Here is a 15225-nt window from a genome sequence, read left to right as displayed (position 1 = left end):
TACGTAAATCCAAGTTATTCAACTAAAGATTTTAATTTGCGAATAACTATTCATTTTGGTGGCTTTTGTATTCTGGGTGTTTGTAAACACCTTGTTTCATTAGAAAAACTAATTTGAATGAGCAAATTTTGTCATTTTTTGCTCAATGAAAAAATGACTAATATACAACCAACGAAACAAATTACTGCTTTTAAAGAGAGGCAATCATGGCACAAGCAATGCAAATGACAAATGTAGCTTTACCAACCTCTATGGATAAGAAAACCTACTCGGTTAACTTCAAAGGATTGATTGCTCACCTACTAGACATTCTTTTTGTAGACAATTCTGCACCTCGCAGCTACTACGCAGAAGATTTGTCAGCACATATTCAGAAAGATATCGGTATGTATCGTTAATCTGAATGGAAAGCGAATTCGAAATGCCGGCTTAATTTGCCGGCATTTTTGTATCTGAAATCTACACTTCTAAAACAGTATTGAAAGCTATCTTTAGGTAGCACGGTCATAGTCAGTAGTTACAAGAAGGAACTGTCTATGATTGCTATATCAACTTTGTCTATTCTAGCGAGCCTTTCTGCTTCTCAAATATGGTCTCATGAGGGGCGGCCTGCCCAAGTCATCGAACTGTTTACTTCAGAAGGTTGCTCTAGTTGTCCACCTGCAGACAAATACCTTTCCACGTTCGAATCCAACCCTGATTTGTGGGGAAAGTACATTCCCGTTGCCTACCACGTTGACTATTGGGACTATCTTGGCTGGAAAGACAAATTTGCAAAGCCTGAATTCTCTCAGCTGCAACGTTTGTATCGTGCTTATGGCGCGGTAGGGAGTGTTTATACTCCGACATTTGTCGTTGATGGTAAAGAATGGCGTGGCTTCTTCAACTGGCGTGAGCGTGTGTTACCAAGCAACCACAATGATAGAGCCCAATCTTTGGTTCTAGAGCGATCTGGCAACCAATTCACCCTGCGATTTGAAGAGTTGGGTATGTATGATGCGACGATTGTGTTTCTCTCAAATAATGAAACCACACCAGTTAAAAGGGGTGAGAATAAAGGTAAAGTCCTTGAGCATAATTTTGTGTTATTAGAGAAACAACAAAGTCGTTCAGAGAATGGACAGTGGACGTTTAAGCTCAGTCAACCATTAGATAATATTGATGCTGTTGCGGCGTGGGTGACTGAGCCTGGTACCTTTAACCGTGTACAGACGGTTGCAGGAGACATTGATTAGAAAGTTTACACTGCGTTTTTCCAATCGACCAACGCTTTGATGTGTTCTGGGCCGATGCCGCAGCATCCACCAATGACGGTTGCTCCTTTTGCATACCATTCTTTCGCAAATTCGACGTATTCTTTTGGAGTAAGTTCGCGCATGGATTGAAGTGCGCTATTTGCTTCATGATCAGATTTAATTGCAGTAAAGTTATTTGCATAAACGCCAATATCAATATTGCTCTTGTGTTTGTTTAAGATAGCGTTGGTGTCGCTGACCGCTTTTGCCATTACCTCTGGTACCGAACAGTTGAAGTATATACCACGTGTATTAACCGAAGCATTGGCCACCACTTGTTCAATGGCTTGCGTTACGGTTTCCCCGGAACGAAGGAGTGCGGTGCTTGACACGTTGTCGTTGAGAGAAAAGGCATAAACGACCGGTTTATTGCAGCTATTAAAGACGTTTTGCAAACAAGTGAGCTCCTCTAGGCTGCAGATCGTTTCCGCAATCCAGATCGCGACATAGTCATCTTGTGCTTTCAGTAACGTTTCGAAGATCTGTTCGCCTTGCTCTTTTTCAAATAGGTCAGGGCGATAGCTACCAAATGCGGGGGGAATACAGCCTGCGACGATAATGTCGTTTGGTGATTGATTTGCGCATTCTTGTGCAATCTGAGCCGCTTGACGAGCAAGTTCACTACCACGTTGTTCGTAGAGTGTTTCACCAAGATGAAACGGTACACAAGCATAACTATTGGCGATAATGATCTCCGCCCCAGCATTGATAAAGCTTTGATGCGCCTGATAGACGTACTCGGGAGATTCAATCAGAGCTTGAGCGCTCCATTGTGGCTGCGAGAAAGGTGCCCCAATGCGTTTGAGTTCACGGCCCATACCACCATCAAGAATGGTTAACTTCTTCATACAACAATCCATCTTAATTTGTTCCTTCTCGAACCATAATCGAAAATGCTTGAGAGCGAAAGCGAGGAATGACAGCGATAAAATAGATAAGTAGAAGAAAGCGGAAGTTAGAAACGAAAACGGGGTCCCAATTGGAACCCCGTTAAACTTCGAAAGTAATATCGAGATTACTTCTTACGGCAGTACTCAGCGATCACGTACATTGACTGACCGCCATTTGCCTTACCTGAAACAAGTTTAGGATCATCACCAAGGCTGATACCACGAATAACAGTACCTTGTTTGATTACTTGGTTTGTACCTTTAACTGGTAGGTCTTTGATTACGGTTACGTCGTCACCTTTTTTAAGTTCAGTGCCGTTGCAGTCAACCGTTTTGTCGTCAGCAGACATGCCTTTCATTGCCCAGTTCATTTGCTCTTCTTCCATGTACATCATGTCAAGAGCATCTTGAGCCCAGCTTTCAGAGTTTAGGCGAGTAAGTTGGCGCCATGCAGTGACTTGTACCGCAGGTACTTGGCTCCACATGCTGTCGTTTAGGCAGCGCCAGTGGTTAATGTCTTTAGGATCTTCGATCTCACCATGACACTTATCACAAACCATGATAGCAGTATCAACAGTCACGTTACCGTGTGGTGGAACAGCAAATGCTGTTAGTTGAGATTCAGAAGAACACAGTTCACATTTTGACTCGCAGCGAGCAAGCAAAGTAGCTTCGATAGACATAAGGACTCACCTTAGTAATGTTTTTTTGGTGGCGGTATTATCCACTTTATCCTGAGAAATAAAAGGGTGTTAGAGAATTAAAGGCGAGATTTTACAATATTCCAACCTGAAAGGAGTGAAGATGTAAAATATTCGCTAACCAAATAATAGTGAGAATATAAATAAGGGTGTTGATTGTTTTGAATGATGAATTAGTTGCATTGATAAAGGCTATTAGTTTCAAGTTGAGTTATTCAGAGTGAATGAGAAGTGCCCTCTGTTTTCCAGAAGGCACGGTGTTTTATCGTTCAATGATCTGTACAACTTGGTCTTTAGAAATGCTCATTTCTTTTCCATCTACGTCCTCATATTCGTACATACCAGTATCTTCATTGAGATCAGGCTTGCCGTAAGAGGTAATGATTTTCCCTTCATTCGTTGACATAAGATATTGGCTGCTACCGCAAGCGGCAAGAAGTAGTGCAGTGGCAATCACGGTCAATACGCGCATAGAGTTTTCCTTTTTAAACAAGTGAGTTAGACAAAGACATCGACTTAACTATAGCAGAGGAAATATGAGTGGGTTTGAATAGCACTGAAACGAAAAAGCCCAGTCGAAACTGGGCTTTGGTATTGCTAAAGATACTTACTTAAGTACAGAGGTGTTGGTGACACCAGTTAACATATCATCCATTAGGAAGTCAGCATTTTCCATCTGCATTTCTACATGATGGTCTAAGTCAGCCAGTGTTCCGCCTGGGGATGCAAACGTACTGTGTGTTGCTGTCGCATTAAATTGAACAAAGCTAGCAGAAGGAGATACCGCAGTATTTGCACTGTTCACAGTTGTTAGCCCAAGTTTAGCCGCAAGAGGTTCAGTACCCGCGAATGGTGCGTTTGCAACATTGTTTGGTACGGTATCGTCACCATCTACCTCTGTCATGAAGAATGGTGTTGATAGTGAGCCACTTGAGACAAGATCACTTGCATTGGTAAATGGATCAACTGTATCCAGCGTAGTTTGTGCCGCATAGATAAAGCTAGAGAAACCAGCATTAAGTGCCGCTAGTTGTGCGTCGCTTGCTACTTGTTCAAATGCCTCGTAACACGCTTTGTCAGACAAGTCTGCACATGATGCATCTGCATAGCTCGCGTAATCTGTTGAAGCTGCGTACGCTAGGTTATGCTTGATCTGTGGACCAAAGTTAGACGAACCAAGCAGTAGGTTACCAATTTGGCCACCTGCGTTTTGAATTGATGCGCCGCTGAATGTGTACAACGCGTCTGCCGTTGGGCTACCCAATGTGTTGTTCGCCGCTGCTACTGCAGAAGTACCGACGATACCACCCAATGAGTGACCAAGCATCTTCACTTTTGAACCCGTCATCGGGTTAAAGCCTTGAAGCGGGCTGCTTGCCAGAAGGCCAGCTTGCGCTGAAACAACTAAGCTTGCACGTAAACCCAGCACATCGAGCACGCTTTGGCGAAGGTTATCACGCGCCACTGCTAGGTTAGAAAGGTTCAGGTAAGCCAGTACATCCGCGTTGGCAGAGCGTTGGTCATCTAAACTACGAGTACCATGGATTGGTAGATCGATTGCAATAACAGCAACACCTGCTTTTACCATATTAAACGCAAAAGAGTACGCATTTTCTTTAGCTGATGTAATACCGTGTTGGTAAATTACGACATCTGTAGGTGTGCCAGTTTGCGGTGTAAACAACAAGAATTCGACGTCTTCGAGTGATTTAACCACTGGTACAGGTGAATAACGAGTGATAATACGGTCGCTATCCAATTGTGTTCCGTCCGTTAGATACAGAGTCGAACCAACAAGCTTTAGCTGCTCTGTCGGGTCCGTAGCTAACTTAGTGACATCTACAGGATCATCGGCAAATACACCTGTAGAAAGCTGTTGAACCATATTCGCTTGTTCGCTTTCATCCGCTAGTGCAGCACTGACTTTAGCAAGGCTAGGCATTGCAGAAACCATTGGTTGCATGTTCCAGTCAGCGCCTTTCTCTAGATAATGAGGCAGTTTTGCAACACCTTGTGTCACATTGACCGCCACGTTAGCGCCAGCATATAAACCTTTGATTGCTGTTTTAGCTGCATCCAGGTCACTAACGTACTTGTTAAAGTCTTCATCAGCGTCAAGTGCTGTAATAAAGTCTTGTGTCGTCCCCATTGTCAGAGTGTATGCGGTAGAAAGGTCAATGGCACCTTCATTTGCGTCGTTTTTGTACACAGTATTTAACGTATTAGCACCAGTAGCAAAACCGGTTGCCGTGACGCCTTTCACAGCAGCAAGCGTATCGCCTACAGATTGTGTGCTAAACCATGATGAGTAAACAATATCAGCAGGGTTGACACTTGCGAGTCCGAAAATACCCTCTACTGCTGTCGTGGCTGCCTGTACTGAAGCTAAGTCACCAGTTTCATAAACGATCTCTTTCGTTTTACCTGTCGCATAGCTTCCTGACGTACCAATTGGATTTCCGTTTACGTCTTGAATCGCTTGAGTTACCGCGAAGATGTATTCGCCAGATTCGTCCAAAGAGTTCATAAACTGAATGTACAGAGAATTGCCGCTCGCTTGTACAACGTAGTCAGTACCCAGCGTAAGTACTTTTTCGATTGGGTTTGAAGCGCCATCCCAATCGGTAAGACGTTGGTTTATTTTAATAACGCTGATACCAGAAGTAACAAGGCCGTCAGCAAAACCATCGCCATTGAAGTTAAGAACGATTGGCATAGACGTTGACCAACCATCCATTGTGTTCATGGCAGCTAGGGGATTAGTTAATGCATCGTCCCCGCCTGTTGGAAGGCCAAGCGTTCCGTCTGTGCTATCCATCAATAAGTAAGATGGCGCAGGAACGTCTGCATCTGCACCTTGCAATGTAAAGCTAATCGATGTGTTGCGGTCAAGTAGCGCTTGTACTTCGGGCTCAAACGTCGGTGTATCTGATGTACCAGAGCTCGATGTATTGTCACCACAACCTGCAAGTAGGATTGCAGAACAAAGCAGTGATAGTTTAAACGTATGTTTCATTGGTTTACTCCGTTAATCCTAATTACTTGAACGTGTAGTTCATTTGTACAGCACTGATGTAGGCCGTACCTTCTGAATCAAATGTGATCTCTTGATCCGCGGCGTTGGTTTCAGTAAACGAGCCAGACTTACTCTTGACGAAAGCAAAACCTGCATCGAAGGTTAGGTTTTCTTTCATTGCATAAGTCACGCCTGCGCTGTACCAAAAACGGTCGCTATCAGGGATACTCAATGTGGCTTCACCGGCTTGCTCGTCATAGGCGATACCCGCGCGAAGTGTCCATTGGTTGTTCAGAGTGTATGTACCACCGAAGGAGTAACGGTTGTTGTCTTCGTATTTTTCAGGTTTGAAGAAGCACACACCACCAGCACAATCTTTACTGGTTGCTTTTAATTCTTTAAATGTGCTCCAGTCCGTTTGTTGCCATCCGTAGTGGATCGCCCACGTTTCGTTTAACTGATGGAATGCAGAAAGTTCGATAATAGACGGAAGAGAAATTTGCAGACGGCCATCTACTTTTGCAGCGTTGGCGACACCAGAGTCATAGCTGCTGAATTCACCTTCATCAAAGTCAAGGTCCACTTTAGAGCGGTAACCAAAGCCAAAGCGGTTGTTTTCATTCAGCTCGTATAAAGCGCCAATGTTCCAACCCCAAGCAAACGTGTCGCCTTCCATACCAATGAGGTTGTCGGATTTTTTGCTGTCAGGACCAAATAGCGGAGCAAGTGCACCTTTGTGGCGAGTCAACTCTGCGTGTGCGTATACCAAGTTAATACCACCACCGACGCTGAATTGCTCGTTAATGCGATAAGCGATATTAGGGTTTAGGTTGACGGAAAGTAGGGAGGTATCACCCGCCATATCACCGGCAGAGATATCATCTGGGTAATCAGTCGCAACACCATAGGTAGTGAACATACCAATACCCCAAGCCCATTGATCATTGATTGGGCTGATGTAGTAACCCGCTGGAACGATTTGTAGCGGTGCCACGTCGTCAGCGTGCTCTTTATGGTAAGTGTCGTAGACGTTAACTTCAGGGTCGACAATAGACAGTGCACCTGAAAATTGAGCTTCTTTAAAAAGTGTCATCGCAGCTGGGTTACGCGCTAATACGCTTGCATTATCCGCAACCGCGCCTTCACCTGAAAATGCTCTACCAAGACCAGATGCCGAGTGCTCAGCAACCTGAAAGCCCGCCGATTGGGCATTACACGCAAACAATATTGAAATTGTAAGCAGAGAGCAGTGCTTCTTGTTCATCCTTGACCCTCCTAGGGTGTCATTATGTTAGACCGAAGTCTTTGTAATTGTTGTGTAGCGATTACACCAGCTGTTGTCGGTTCGAATTACAACTGCGATGTAACGATAATGTTAATTGTATGTTTATTAACTTGTCAAAGATCATACCTATATTACGTTTTAAATTTGATGCATAGGTCAAATGGCATTTAGTAAGGCCATGTATTATGGTGATATTTTTATAACAAATGGTACGACCAGAGTTTTTTTGTAAATCTGATGGTTAAATGATAGTCAAACACTAGTTGTTAACATGCTTTTCGTTCGATTCCTTTACAGGCATAATCCGCACTTCGTGTTTATCGCATTGGGAATAGCGTGGAATTACTACACATTGAATTTCTTGGGAGACCATTGAGATTAGAAGGGTCAATGGCTGGATGGCAGCAGTTGTTTTGGGATAACACTTTGGTATCGCAAATTGATGCCAGTGAGGATGATTCAGGCAAAACCTCACATCAATTTAAGCTTTCTTCAGCGGAAGAGATCTTATCTTGCCAACTCGACTGTGAGCTAAATTGGCAACCGTTTGATTTCAAATATCAAGCGTTTATCGACGATGTTTTGGTTACCGAAGGGACAAGAAACGAAAAAGACATTGAGCGTCAGATACCGGTTGAAGCGCCGCCAACCGAAAAGCGTTTTAGTTTAATCGGTATGGTGTCACTGGGGATGAAAGCGCTGAAGAGTGCGAAAGTCATCAAGGTTGCGCTTGCGTCGGCAAGTTTAGCAGCGTACTCCTGGTTATTTTCCATTGAGTTTGCTTTGGCATTGTTGGCGTGTCTTGTTTTTCACGAATACGGGCACATTAAGGCGATGAAGTACTTCGGCATGAAGACCAAAGGAATTTATCTCATCCCGTTTCTTGGTGGTTTAGCGCTGAGTGATGAAAAGATAAATACTCGATGGCAAGACGTGGTTATTTCTATAATGGGGCCGTTCTTTGGCTTGGTGCTTAGTATCATTTTCACCGTTCTTTACTGGATGACTGGAGAAATGATCTTCGCAGGGTTGGCAGTGTTTAATGCACTGTTAAACCTTTTCAACCTATTGCCGATTCTACCTTTAGATGGTGGTCACGTCTTAAAAAGCATTACCTTTTCAATGAATACTTGGGTCGGGCTTGTCGGTAGTATTCTCGCAGCATTGTTTGGAATCTATATCAGTTACACGTTTGGTTTAACGTTATTAGGGTTTCTATTAATGATGGGCATGCTAGAAGTGGTAATGGAATGGCGAACGCGACATCATAGCCACTTATTGCCGTTAACTCGTTATGGCCAACTGTTCTCGTTTGCATGGTACTTAGTATCCGTCGGTGGCTTTGTGGCGATCATTTGGTACTTTGCTGGGTTAGGAGATAGCTTACTCAGTTTGCCATTGCAAATTCTGGGCACCTAATTTTTGCTCTCGAGCTGACCAATCTCATCTGATGCAGGGACCATAAAGACAAGAACTAAAAAGAAAGCTCCGGTAGGTTTTAGCCTAACGGAGCTTTCGTGTTTTTGGTGTTAGATTAATTATGTATTTTTACGTAATACAACCTAAAATATTAAATTACCCGCACTTCGGAGCTTTCACGGTAGAAGCTGGCAAGGTTTTAATGGTGGCCTGCAAATCTCTGATACGAGTGTTATGCGATGGGTGAGTTGAGAAGAATTCAGGTGGTTGCGCACCACCGGCTTTGCCCATATTTTGCCAAAGATCGACGCTCTGATTCGGGTCGAATCCCGCCTTTGCCATAAAGCCAAGGCCAACAATATCCGCTTCCGACTCTTGAGTTCTACCATAAGGAAGAATCACACCATACTGAACACCAACACCTAATGCCGCCATGGTCATTTGCTGGTATTGCTTGTATTCAGAGGCGCCGATTGCAACATTAGCAAGGGACAACCCTGCGTTGGCGAGTTGGCTTTGAGAGAGGCGTTCGTTACTGTGATCCGCTAGGACGTGAGCAACCTCGTGGCCAATAACGGTTGCTAGTTGGTCTTGGTTTTTAGCGACTTTCAACAGTCCAGTGTATACGCCAATTTTGCCACCGGGTAACGCAAAGGCGTTCACTTGGTCACTATCAAAGACAACCACTTCCCAATCTTTAAACCCAGCTTGTGGTGGAATGGTATCAGTGATTTGTTTTGCAACACATTGAACGTATGCATTGGTTTTCTTGTCTTTGCTGATCGGGATCTCTTTCTTCATTTGATCAAACGATTTTGCACCAAGTGAAGACATTTCTTGATCAGAAAACATTAAAATCTGATTGCGGCCAGTAGGGGAAGAACTGCACGCTGTTAAGCCAGCTATAGTGAAAAGCACTGATGCTTTAATCCATGTTCTCATAGTGGGGTCCATATAAATATTTTCTGTTTTGTACCAATAGTATAACGCTTAGTAAAGAAACTTTAAGCCATAATGTTGATCACGTTGAACGATGTGTTTCGTCTTGAAGTGATGTTACGATCGGGACTATCCTAGAGGCACTTCAAATCGAGATTGCCAGTGGTTGTAACTGGTTAGAATAAGAGCGAAAACATGAGTATTTGGAAAAAGCCAATGAGCTTGGAGGTTCTTAACGCTACGTCTAAGAACACCATGATGGAACATCTGCAAATCGTCTATACCGACTTCACTGACGACTCGCTTACCGCGACCATGCCTGTGTGCAGCTTTACTCATCAGCCATTAGGGATGCTTCATGGTGGTGCATCGGTTGTGTTAGCAGAAACGTTAGGCTCACTTGCCGCTAATTTCTGTGTGGGCGAAGGCAGTTACTGCGTTGGCTTAGACATTAATGCCAACCATGTGCGTGCGATGAGAAGCGGTTACGTTATTGGGACGGCTACACCAGTGCATTTAGGTGTATCTACACAAGTTTGGCAGATCAATATTACCGACGAACGAGAACGTTTGGTTTGCACCAGTCGTTTGACCATTGCAGTCAAACATCAAAAAGAAAAGACAGCGTAATTCAACGAAGGTAAGGCATGGTTATCGAATTTTCTCTGGGTAAGATCATCGCAACCCAACGTGAAATTGTCATCAAGTTAACCGGTTCGGGTATGGTTACGATGCAAGCCCAAACTGATGCAATTCAATTGCTTGGTCGTGGTGCGAATGTGGTGTTAGCACATGGCGCAGAAACAAAATGGTCGATCAAACTCGACGATGAAGATCAATTACGCCAAGTAGCGCAAGAAATTGGTATCGACATTCAATAATTTCACTTCCGAGGTTTGCACTTTTTGCAAAAAATGAGGAAACTTAGTTTATCGCAATGAAAACTAAAATTTCCTCTTTATGAGCAGTCCTCGTTTACGTGTTCAATTCGAAACACTGTTTGAAAAATTTTCTGGTAATGACACGGAAGTTCAACTCGAAGACATTACCGAAGCGCTCTTTTGTACTCGACGTAATGCCCGAATCGTTCTCAATAAATTAGAGGAAGAAGGGTGGATTGAGTGGCATCCTGCCGCTGGTCGAGGAAAACTCTCTAAACTTGTCTTTAAACGTAATCGCAGTGACGTGAGTGAAAACTTGGCTCGTCGTTATCTTGATGAAGGAAAAATTGGGCAAGCTTTAGAAGCGTTAGACAATGATGCCGCCAAACTGACTCAGGTAATCCAAGGCTACCTTGGTTTGCAGCACCGTCAGGGTGAGCAAGTCGTCCGTTTGCCTTACTATCGGCCATTAGCCATGTTGAATCCTCAGAAACCGATGCGTCGGTCTGAGCAACATATTGCCCGACAAGTATTCAGCGGTTTGACTAAGCTCGACGACAACGAACAACTGCAGCCGGATTTGGCGCACTATTGGGAAGCGCTATCCGATACCCATTGGCGCTTTTATTTGCGCCGAGGTGTTCGTTTTCATAATGGAGAGTTGCTCACGACGGACTGTGTTATTGAAAGCATTTCTGCATTGAGTGGCTTGAATCTGTTTTCTCATATAGAAAAAGTGATTTCACCAGAACCGTGGACGGTGGACATCCATCTTGTACGTCCTGATAAGTATTTGCCCCTCGCGTTGAGTGAGTCTCAGGCGAAAGTCCTGCTTCCCAAGACGCTTCGCTCAGAAGAGTTTGATCGAAAACCCGTCGGTACAGGGCCATTTCAAGTCAAAGTAAACGATGACAAACGACTAATATTAACCGCGTTTGACGGTTATTTTGGACTACGTCCGCTACTTGACCAAGTCGAAGTCTGGGTGATTGATGAAGCGTACTCTTCGATGGTTTACCCAAGCTTGTCAAAACCACAAATGGACAAACAAGCCTCCACCGACGAAGTCGAACTGGACCCAGGCTGTACCTTTTTACTACTCAATAAAAACAAAGGGATAGCGAAAGATCCACGTTGGGCAGAGTTCCTAAGTCAGGTATTGAACAGCTATCAAATTTACTCTCTTGTGCCACAAGATAAGGTCATCGAACTCGGAGTGCTACAAGCATTTGGATTGAAACCTGGTTGGATAGATCTTAAGCCGACAATGGGAGGTGATGCGCCTCAAAAAGAGAAAACGATTTGTGTTGCTTATCAGAAAAAACACCCAATGTTTCCGGTCATCGGGAAGGCCATTAAAACACTGTTAAAGCCGCATGGTATCGATGTAGATTTCATTCGCTATGATACTCAGCCGCCTTCCCCAGAAGAAGTGGATATTTGGATTAAAGCCATGGGCATTGCCACAAATCGCAATGACGCACTAGCAGGTTGGCTACTAGACTACAGTGATATCGATAAATTTAGCGCAGGGTACGACTTTTCTGGGTGGGCAACGCTGGTGGATCAGTGGCGAGCAGGGCAACACAATGATTTTCCTGCACGAGAGCTTGGTCGACAATTAGTGAAAAGTTGCCAAGTCATCCCGATGTTCCACTGCTGGCTTGGCGTAAACAAAGACCACAGTGGCGCATTACAAAACGCCAAATGCAACGCACTAGGTTGGTTCGACTTTAGCAATGTATGGGTAAAACCAGAAATAGAGAAAAATGGCGAAACCGAATAAAAAACAACCGACAAAAACCGTCGAAATATACTGCGCAAAATGCAAAGCTCAGCTGTTTAAATACCGTAAAGGAGGAAAGGGTGCTTTGGTCAAATGTTTTAAAGAACGTATTGTCGAAGACTTCACTAAAGTGCCTTGTGTTTGTCCGGGTTGCGAGCAAGAGTTTGCACGAGATACGTTGGTAAGAGGAACGCCCGCCTTCAAGATGATTGGCGGTAAGGTCACGATGAAATAAGAGTCAGTTATGAGCGAACAACACGATTACTGCATGGTATTGAGTACAGCGGGTACACAACAAAACCGAGATGAAATTATCAAAGGTCTACTAGAGGCTAAACTCGCTGCGTGCATTCAAACTATGCCAATAGAAAGTCATTATGTGTGGAAAGGGGAAATTTGCAGCGATAACGAATGGCTCATGGTGATTAAGACGCGGCGTGATTTGTATGCATTAGTGGAAGACAAAATAAAAGACCTGCACGAATATGAAGTTGCTCAAATCGTACAGGTCCCAATTGTCGAAGGGTTTAATCCGTATTTAGAATGGCTTCGCCAATCGACGTTGAGTTGTCAGTAATAACAAAGAAACTATCGCACCCATGGTGTCGCACAACATGTCTTTCTGGGCATCCCAAATATCGCCCTGTGATCCCAGAAAGGCAATGCCTTCATCTCCACCTGCAATCGCGGCGTACCACCATTCAATGATCTCGTAGCCAGCCGCTAACGACATGATTGCAAACAAAGCAAACCAAGAAGCGAAGCTTGCGCTGATTTTCTTTTTATTAATCAGATATTCAGCGATTGGGTATGCGTATAAGCCAATAGAAAAGTGCGCGACTCGGTCGAAGTTGTTGCGCTCAGATCCAATCAAATTGTTAAACCAGTCAAAGGGGACTTCTGCGAACGTGTATTTTGCGCCAATGGTATGTAAGCAAAGCCAAATGAACATCAATACGTAAGCGGTGTTACTGAATTGGTAACGAATAGACAGTGCCCAAATCGCGATGAGAATACCAATGGCTGGTACGATTTCGGCAAACCACACCGCTCGAGAGCTCGGCTCTAACGCTGAAAACAGAAATACGACGGCATAGAAAATGGTTAAACCCAATAAGGTAGAAGTATTCTTCATAGAGAAATTGATCCTTCAATTAAATACTGACGTTATGATTACACTTAATTGAACGCTGTGCAATTGTTTGTTTTATCAAAATAATGATTACTGTTTTTGTTGATATATTGGCAAACTGCTCAACAATAAAACGTTTGCGCGGAAACATTTCATTAAAGTTTGATTTACAACATGCCCATCCATAGAATTCACGACTCAGTCTAATAAAAAAGAAGTAAAGTCATGAAACTGGAAACTGTCGATTATCTTGCTGACGATGCTGCTCAACAGTTCGTCACCTCACTACGTGAAACTGGGTTCGGTGTATTAAAAAACCACCCAATCCCACAAGAGCTGGTCGAGTCAATTTACAAAAACTGGTACGAGTTTTTCAGCTCAGCGCAAAAAAACGATTTCCAATTTAATGTTGAAACACAAGACGGTTATTTTCCACCTTCCGTTTCTGAAGTTGCGAAAGGCCACAGCGTAAAAGACATCAAAGAGTACTTCCATGTATACCCGTGGGGTCAGATCCCTGTGCAGCTAGAAAAAGAAATCTTAGAGTATTACGAACGTGCGAACGCATTTGCTCAAGAATTACTTGGCTGGGTAGAAGAGTACGCACCGAAAGAGGTTCAAGAGAAGTTTTCTATTGCGCTGTCTGAAATGATCAACAATAGCGACAAAACATTGCTACGCGTTTTGCATTACCCACCAATGACGGGTGAAGAAGAACCGGGAGCAATTCGCGCTGCGGCTCATGAAGACATCAACTTACTCACGGTGCTGCCTGCGGCAAATGAGCCGGGCTTGCAAGTTAAGAGCAAAGAAGGTGATTGGTTAGATGTGCCTTGTGACTTTGGTAATATGATCATCAACATTGGTGACATGCTACAAGAAGCATCAGGGGGTTACTTCCCATCAACGACACACCGAGTCATCAACCCAACGGGTGGTCGTCAAGAGAACTCCCGCATTTCTTTGCCGTTATTCCTCCATCCAAAGCCTGATACAGTGCTTTCGGAACGTTACACAGCACATAGTTACCTGATGGAACGACTACGAGAACTCGGCGTTATTTAAATCAATGAGATCTTCGTTCAAAAGGCCGACCGTTTCTTACTGTCTGCCTTTTTGTGTTTATGGTACAAATTGACTAGCTTTAGAGAATACACCGTGAAAACAAAGAGGATACATGGACGAACAACATGACGTTTGCCAACGTGGTCATCATGATATGGAAAACCCATTGTTATGGCCGATCCTCGAAATCCTCAAAAAGAAACCTTCAGGCTGGAAAGTGCATACTCTAGCTCATGAATTGAGTGAGCATGGTTACATTGCCCAATTAGACTCATCTCCAGATAAAGATCTCTTTAAACGTAACTTCTTGTTGATGAATGCGCTCTATCAATTACAAGAAACGTTATATCCAGAAGGTTGGCTGCAAGTTGAAGCCATGGACATCGTGTTAATGTCCTCATTAGAAGCTACGCGCCATACTGTCGATACGACGAATCCGTTACGAGAATACTACCTCGACTGGAGTAATTATGAAGCCAACGAAGGAGAGGTACGCCGATTGCTGAATGACTTTTGGAATCGCTATCAACACTTCATTGGTGGCTCATCCAGTTCTTGTATTGATAGGTCCAAAGCGTTGAGTCTGTTTGAGTTAGGGCGCGACGCGACAAGAGTGGAGATCCGTAAGCAATGGCGAAAATTAGCGTTGCGTTGGCATCCAGATAGAGAAAACGGCAGCGCAGAACGCTTTCGTGTGCTGTGTGATGCGTGGAACGTATTAAGAAACGGATAGTTAACTAGAAAACAGTTGAACATAAAAAGGCAGCGGTGAAACGCTGCCTTATTTAATTCTTCTTTAGGTTCTTGAACGATAGA

17 protein-coding genes are annotated in these 15225 nt (G+C 43.8%); 10 read left to right on the top strand and 7 right to left on the bottom strand.

Annotated elements, in window-relative coordinates; all coding sequences use genetic code 11:
• The first annotated feature begins 206 nt into the window (after window positions 1-206).
• Both L1076_RS01180 and L1076_RS01175 read left to right on the top strand, forming a co-directional pair.
• Entirely contained in the window at window positions 207-398 is a 192-nt protein-coding gene (locus L1076_RS01180; RefSeq protein WP_005424996.1) for a hypothetical protein, read from the top strand.
• Between the two features lie 138 nt (window positions 399-536).
• Entirely contained in the window at window positions 537-1235 is a 699-nt protein-coding gene (locus tag L1076_RS01175) for a DUF1223 domain-containing protein (protein WP_237302953.1), read from the top strand.
• A 5-nt stretch (window positions 1236-1240) separates the two neighbouring features.
• Here L1076_RS01175 and L1076_RS01170 read toward each other — a convergent pair whose 3' ends face one another.
• From L1076_RS01170 to L1076_RS01150, 5 genes are all read right to left on the bottom strand, one after another.
• Complete coding sequence (locus tag L1076_RS01170) at window positions 1241-2143, bottom strand: homocysteine S-methyltransferase family protein (protein ID WP_237302952.1); 903 nt, start codon at window positions 2141-2143, stop codon at window positions 1241-1243.
• Window positions 2144-2310: 167 nt separating this feature from the next.
• Window positions 2311-2868 (bottom strand): alkylphosphonate utilization protein, encoded by a 558-nt coding sequence (locus tag L1076_RS01165; RefSeq protein ID WP_038870769.1) that lies wholly within the window; start codon window positions 2866-2868, stop codon window positions 2311-2313.
• Window positions 2869-3148: 280 nt separating this feature from the next.
• The gene (locus L1076_RS01160) at window positions 3149-3358 is read right to left on the bottom strand and encodes a YgdI/YgdR family lipoprotein (RefSeq protein ID WP_005435119.1); all 210 of its coding nucleotides are present in this window, start codon (window positions 3356-3358) and stop codon (window positions 3149-3151) included.
• 135 nt (window positions 3359-3493) lie between these two features.
• Entirely contained in the window at window positions 3494-5902 is a 2409-nt protein-coding gene (locus L1076_RS01155; protein ID WP_237302951.1) for a VolA/Pla-1 family phospholipase, read from the bottom strand.
• Window positions 5903-5924: 22 nt separating this feature from the next.
• Window positions 5925-7166 (bottom strand): outer membrane protein transport protein, encoded by a 1242-nt coding sequence (locus L1076_RS01150; RefSeq protein ID WP_038870765.1) that lies wholly within the window; start codon window positions 7164-7166, stop codon window positions 5925-5927.
• 411 nt (window positions 7167-7577) lie between these two features.
• Between L1076_RS01150 and L1076_RS01145 the strand changes: the two genes are divergently transcribed.
• Window positions 7578-8606 (top strand): site-2 protease family protein, encoded by a 1029-nt coding sequence (locus tag L1076_RS01145; RefSeq protein ID WP_050568835.1) that lies wholly within the window; start codon window positions 7578-7580, stop codon window positions 8604-8606.
• 156 nt (window positions 8607-8762) lie between these two features.
• Here the strand turns inward: L1076_RS01145 and L1076_RS01140 are convergent, their stop codons facing one another.
• The gene (locus L1076_RS01140; RefSeq protein WP_045465676.1) at window positions 8763-9548 is read right to left on the bottom strand and encodes a M48 family metallopeptidase; all 786 of its coding nucleotides are present in this window, start codon (window positions 9546-9548) and stop codon (window positions 8763-8765) included.
• A gap of 192 nt (window positions 9549-9740) precedes the next feature.
• Here L1076_RS01140 and L1076_RS01135 point away from each other — a divergent pair, with 192 nt between their 5' ends.
• The 5 genes from L1076_RS01135 (at window position 9741) to cutA (ending at window position 12789) form a co-directional block, all read left to right on the top strand.
• Window positions 9741-10175 carry a hotdog fold thioesterase gene (locus L1076_RS01135; RefSeq protein WP_038870760.1) on the top strand — a complete coding sequence of 145 codons (435 nt, stop codon included), beginning with the start codon at window positions 9741-9743 and terminating at the stop codon, window positions 10173-10175.
• 17 nt (window positions 10176-10192) lie between these two features.
• Window positions 10193-10426, top strand: a complete 234-nt coding sequence (locus L1076_RS01130; RefSeq protein WP_038870757.1) for a DUF3389 domain-containing protein — start codon at window positions 10193-10195, stop codon at window positions 10424-10426.
• A 79-nt stretch (window positions 10427-10505) separates the two neighbouring features.
• Window positions 10506-12212, top strand: a complete 1707-nt coding sequence (locus L1076_RS01125) for an SgrR family transcriptional regulator (protein ID WP_038870755.1) — start codon at window positions 10506-10508, stop codon at window positions 12210-12212.
• Window positions 12196-12447 carry a hypothetical protein gene (locus L1076_RS01120; RefSeq protein ID WP_038870753.1) on the top strand — a complete coding sequence of 84 codons (252 nt, stop codon included), beginning with the start codon at window positions 12196-12198 and terminating at the stop codon, window positions 12445-12447. The genes L1076_RS01125 and L1076_RS01120 overlap by 17 nt, the downstream gene beginning before the upstream one ends.
• A 9-nt stretch (window positions 12448-12456) precedes the next feature.
• Window positions 12457-12789 (top strand): divalent-cation tolerance protein CutA, encoded by a 333-nt coding sequence (gene cutA / locus L1076_RS01115; RefSeq protein ID WP_038877912.1) that lies wholly within the window; start codon window positions 12457-12459, stop codon window positions 12787-12789.
• Here cutA and L1076_RS01110 read toward each other — a convergent pair.
• The gene (locus L1076_RS01110; RefSeq protein ID WP_038870750.1) at window positions 12751-13347 is read right to left on the bottom strand and encodes a DUF2238 domain-containing protein; all 597 of its coding nucleotides are present in this window, start codon (window positions 13345-13347) and stop codon (window positions 12751-12753) included. The two genes, cutA and L1076_RS01110, sit on opposite strands and share 39 nt — an antisense overlap.
• 222 nt (window positions 13348-13569) lie before the next feature.
• Here L1076_RS01110 and L1076_RS01105 point away from each other — a divergent pair, with 222 nt between their 5' ends.
• Window positions 13570-14409, top strand: a complete 840-nt coding sequence (locus L1076_RS01105) for a 2OG-Fe(II) oxygenase family protein (protein ID WP_038870749.1) — start codon at window positions 13570-13572, stop codon at window positions 14407-14409.
• 112 nt (window positions 14410-14521) lie between these two features.
• Window positions 14522-15142 carry a DNA-J related domain-containing protein gene (locus tag L1076_RS01100; protein ID WP_038877910.1) on the top strand — a complete coding sequence of 207 codons (621 nt, stop codon included), beginning with the start codon at window positions 14522-14524 and terminating at the stop codon, window positions 15140-15142.
• Window positions 15143-15225: the final 83 nt, after the last annotated feature.

It is taken from the genome of Vibrio sp. MMG023, from assembly GCF_021654215.1.
In the GTDB taxonomy this organism is placed as follows: domain Bacteria; phylum Pseudomonadota; class Gammaproteobacteria; order Enterobacterales; family Vibrionaceae; genus Vibrio; species Vibrio jasicida.
Note: the sequence above shows the minus strand (reverse complement) of the source record. Positions and strands in the feature narration are given on the sequence as shown.

Excerpts from the sequence above, each read along its gene's own strand:
- L1076_RS01180 (WP_005424996.1), top strand. The coding sequence starts at position 207 with ATGGCACAAGCAATGCAAATGACAAATGTAGCTTTACCAACCTCTATG.
- L1076_RS01175 (WP_237302953.1), top strand. The coding sequence starts at position 537 with ATGATTGCTATATCAACTTTGTCTATTCTAGCGAGCCTTTCTGCTTCT.
- L1076_RS01170 (WP_237302952.1), bottom strand. The coding sequence starts at position 2,143 with ATGAAGAAGTTAACCATTCTTGATGGTGGTATGGGCCGTGAACTCAAA.
- L1076_RS01165 (WP_038870769.1), bottom strand. The coding sequence starts at position 2,868 with ATGTCTATCGAAGCTACTTTGCTTGCTCGCTGCGAGTCAAAATGTGAA.
- L1076_RS01160 (WP_005435119.1), bottom strand. The coding sequence starts at position 3,358 with ATGCGCGTATTGACCGTGATTGCCACTGCACTACTTCTTGCCGCTTGC.
- L1076_RS01155 (WP_237302951.1), bottom strand. The coding sequence starts at position 5,902 with ATGAAACATACGTTTAAACTATCACTGCTTTGTTCTGCAATCCTACTT.
- L1076_RS01150 (WP_038870765.1), bottom strand. The coding sequence starts at position 7,166 with ATGAACAAGAAGCACTGCTCTCTGCTTACAATTTCAATATTGTTTGCG.
- L1076_RS01145 (WP_050568835.1), top strand. The coding sequence starts at position 7,578 with ATGGCTGGATGGCAGCAGTTGTTTTGGGATAACACTTTGGTATCGCAA.
- L1076_RS01140 (WP_045465676.1), bottom strand. The coding sequence starts at position 9,548 with ATGAGAACATGGATTAAAGCATCAGTGCTTTTCACTATAGCTGGCTTA.
- L1076_RS01135 (WP_038870760.1), top strand. The coding sequence starts at position 9,741 with ATGAGTATTTGGAAAAAGCCAATGAGCTTGGAGGTTCTTAACGCTACG.
- L1076_RS01130 (WP_038870757.1), top strand. The coding sequence starts at position 10,193 with ATGGTTATCGAATTTTCTCTGGGTAAGATCATCGCAACCCAACGTGAA.
- L1076_RS01125 (WP_038870755.1), top strand. The coding sequence starts at position 10,506 with ATGAGCAGTCCTCGTTTACGTGTTCAATTCGAAACACTGTTTGAAAAA.
- L1076_RS01120 (WP_038870753.1), top strand. The coding sequence starts at position 12,196 with ATGGCGAAACCGAATAAAAAACAACCGACAAAAACCGTCGAAATATAC.
- cutA (WP_038877912.1), top strand. The coding sequence starts at position 12,457 with ATGAGCGAACAACACGATTACTGCATGGTATTGAGTACAGCGGGTACA.
- L1076_RS01110 (WP_038870750.1), bottom strand. The coding sequence starts at position 13,347 with ATGAAGAATACTTCTACCTTATTGGGTTTAACCATTTTCTATGCCGTC.
- L1076_RS01105 (WP_038870749.1), top strand. The coding sequence starts at position 13,570 with ATGAAACTGGAAACTGTCGATTATCTTGCTGACGATGCTGCTCAACAG.
- L1076_RS01100 (WP_038877910.1), top strand. The coding sequence starts at position 14,522 with ATGGACGAACAACATGACGTTTGCCAACGTGGTCATCATGATATGGAA.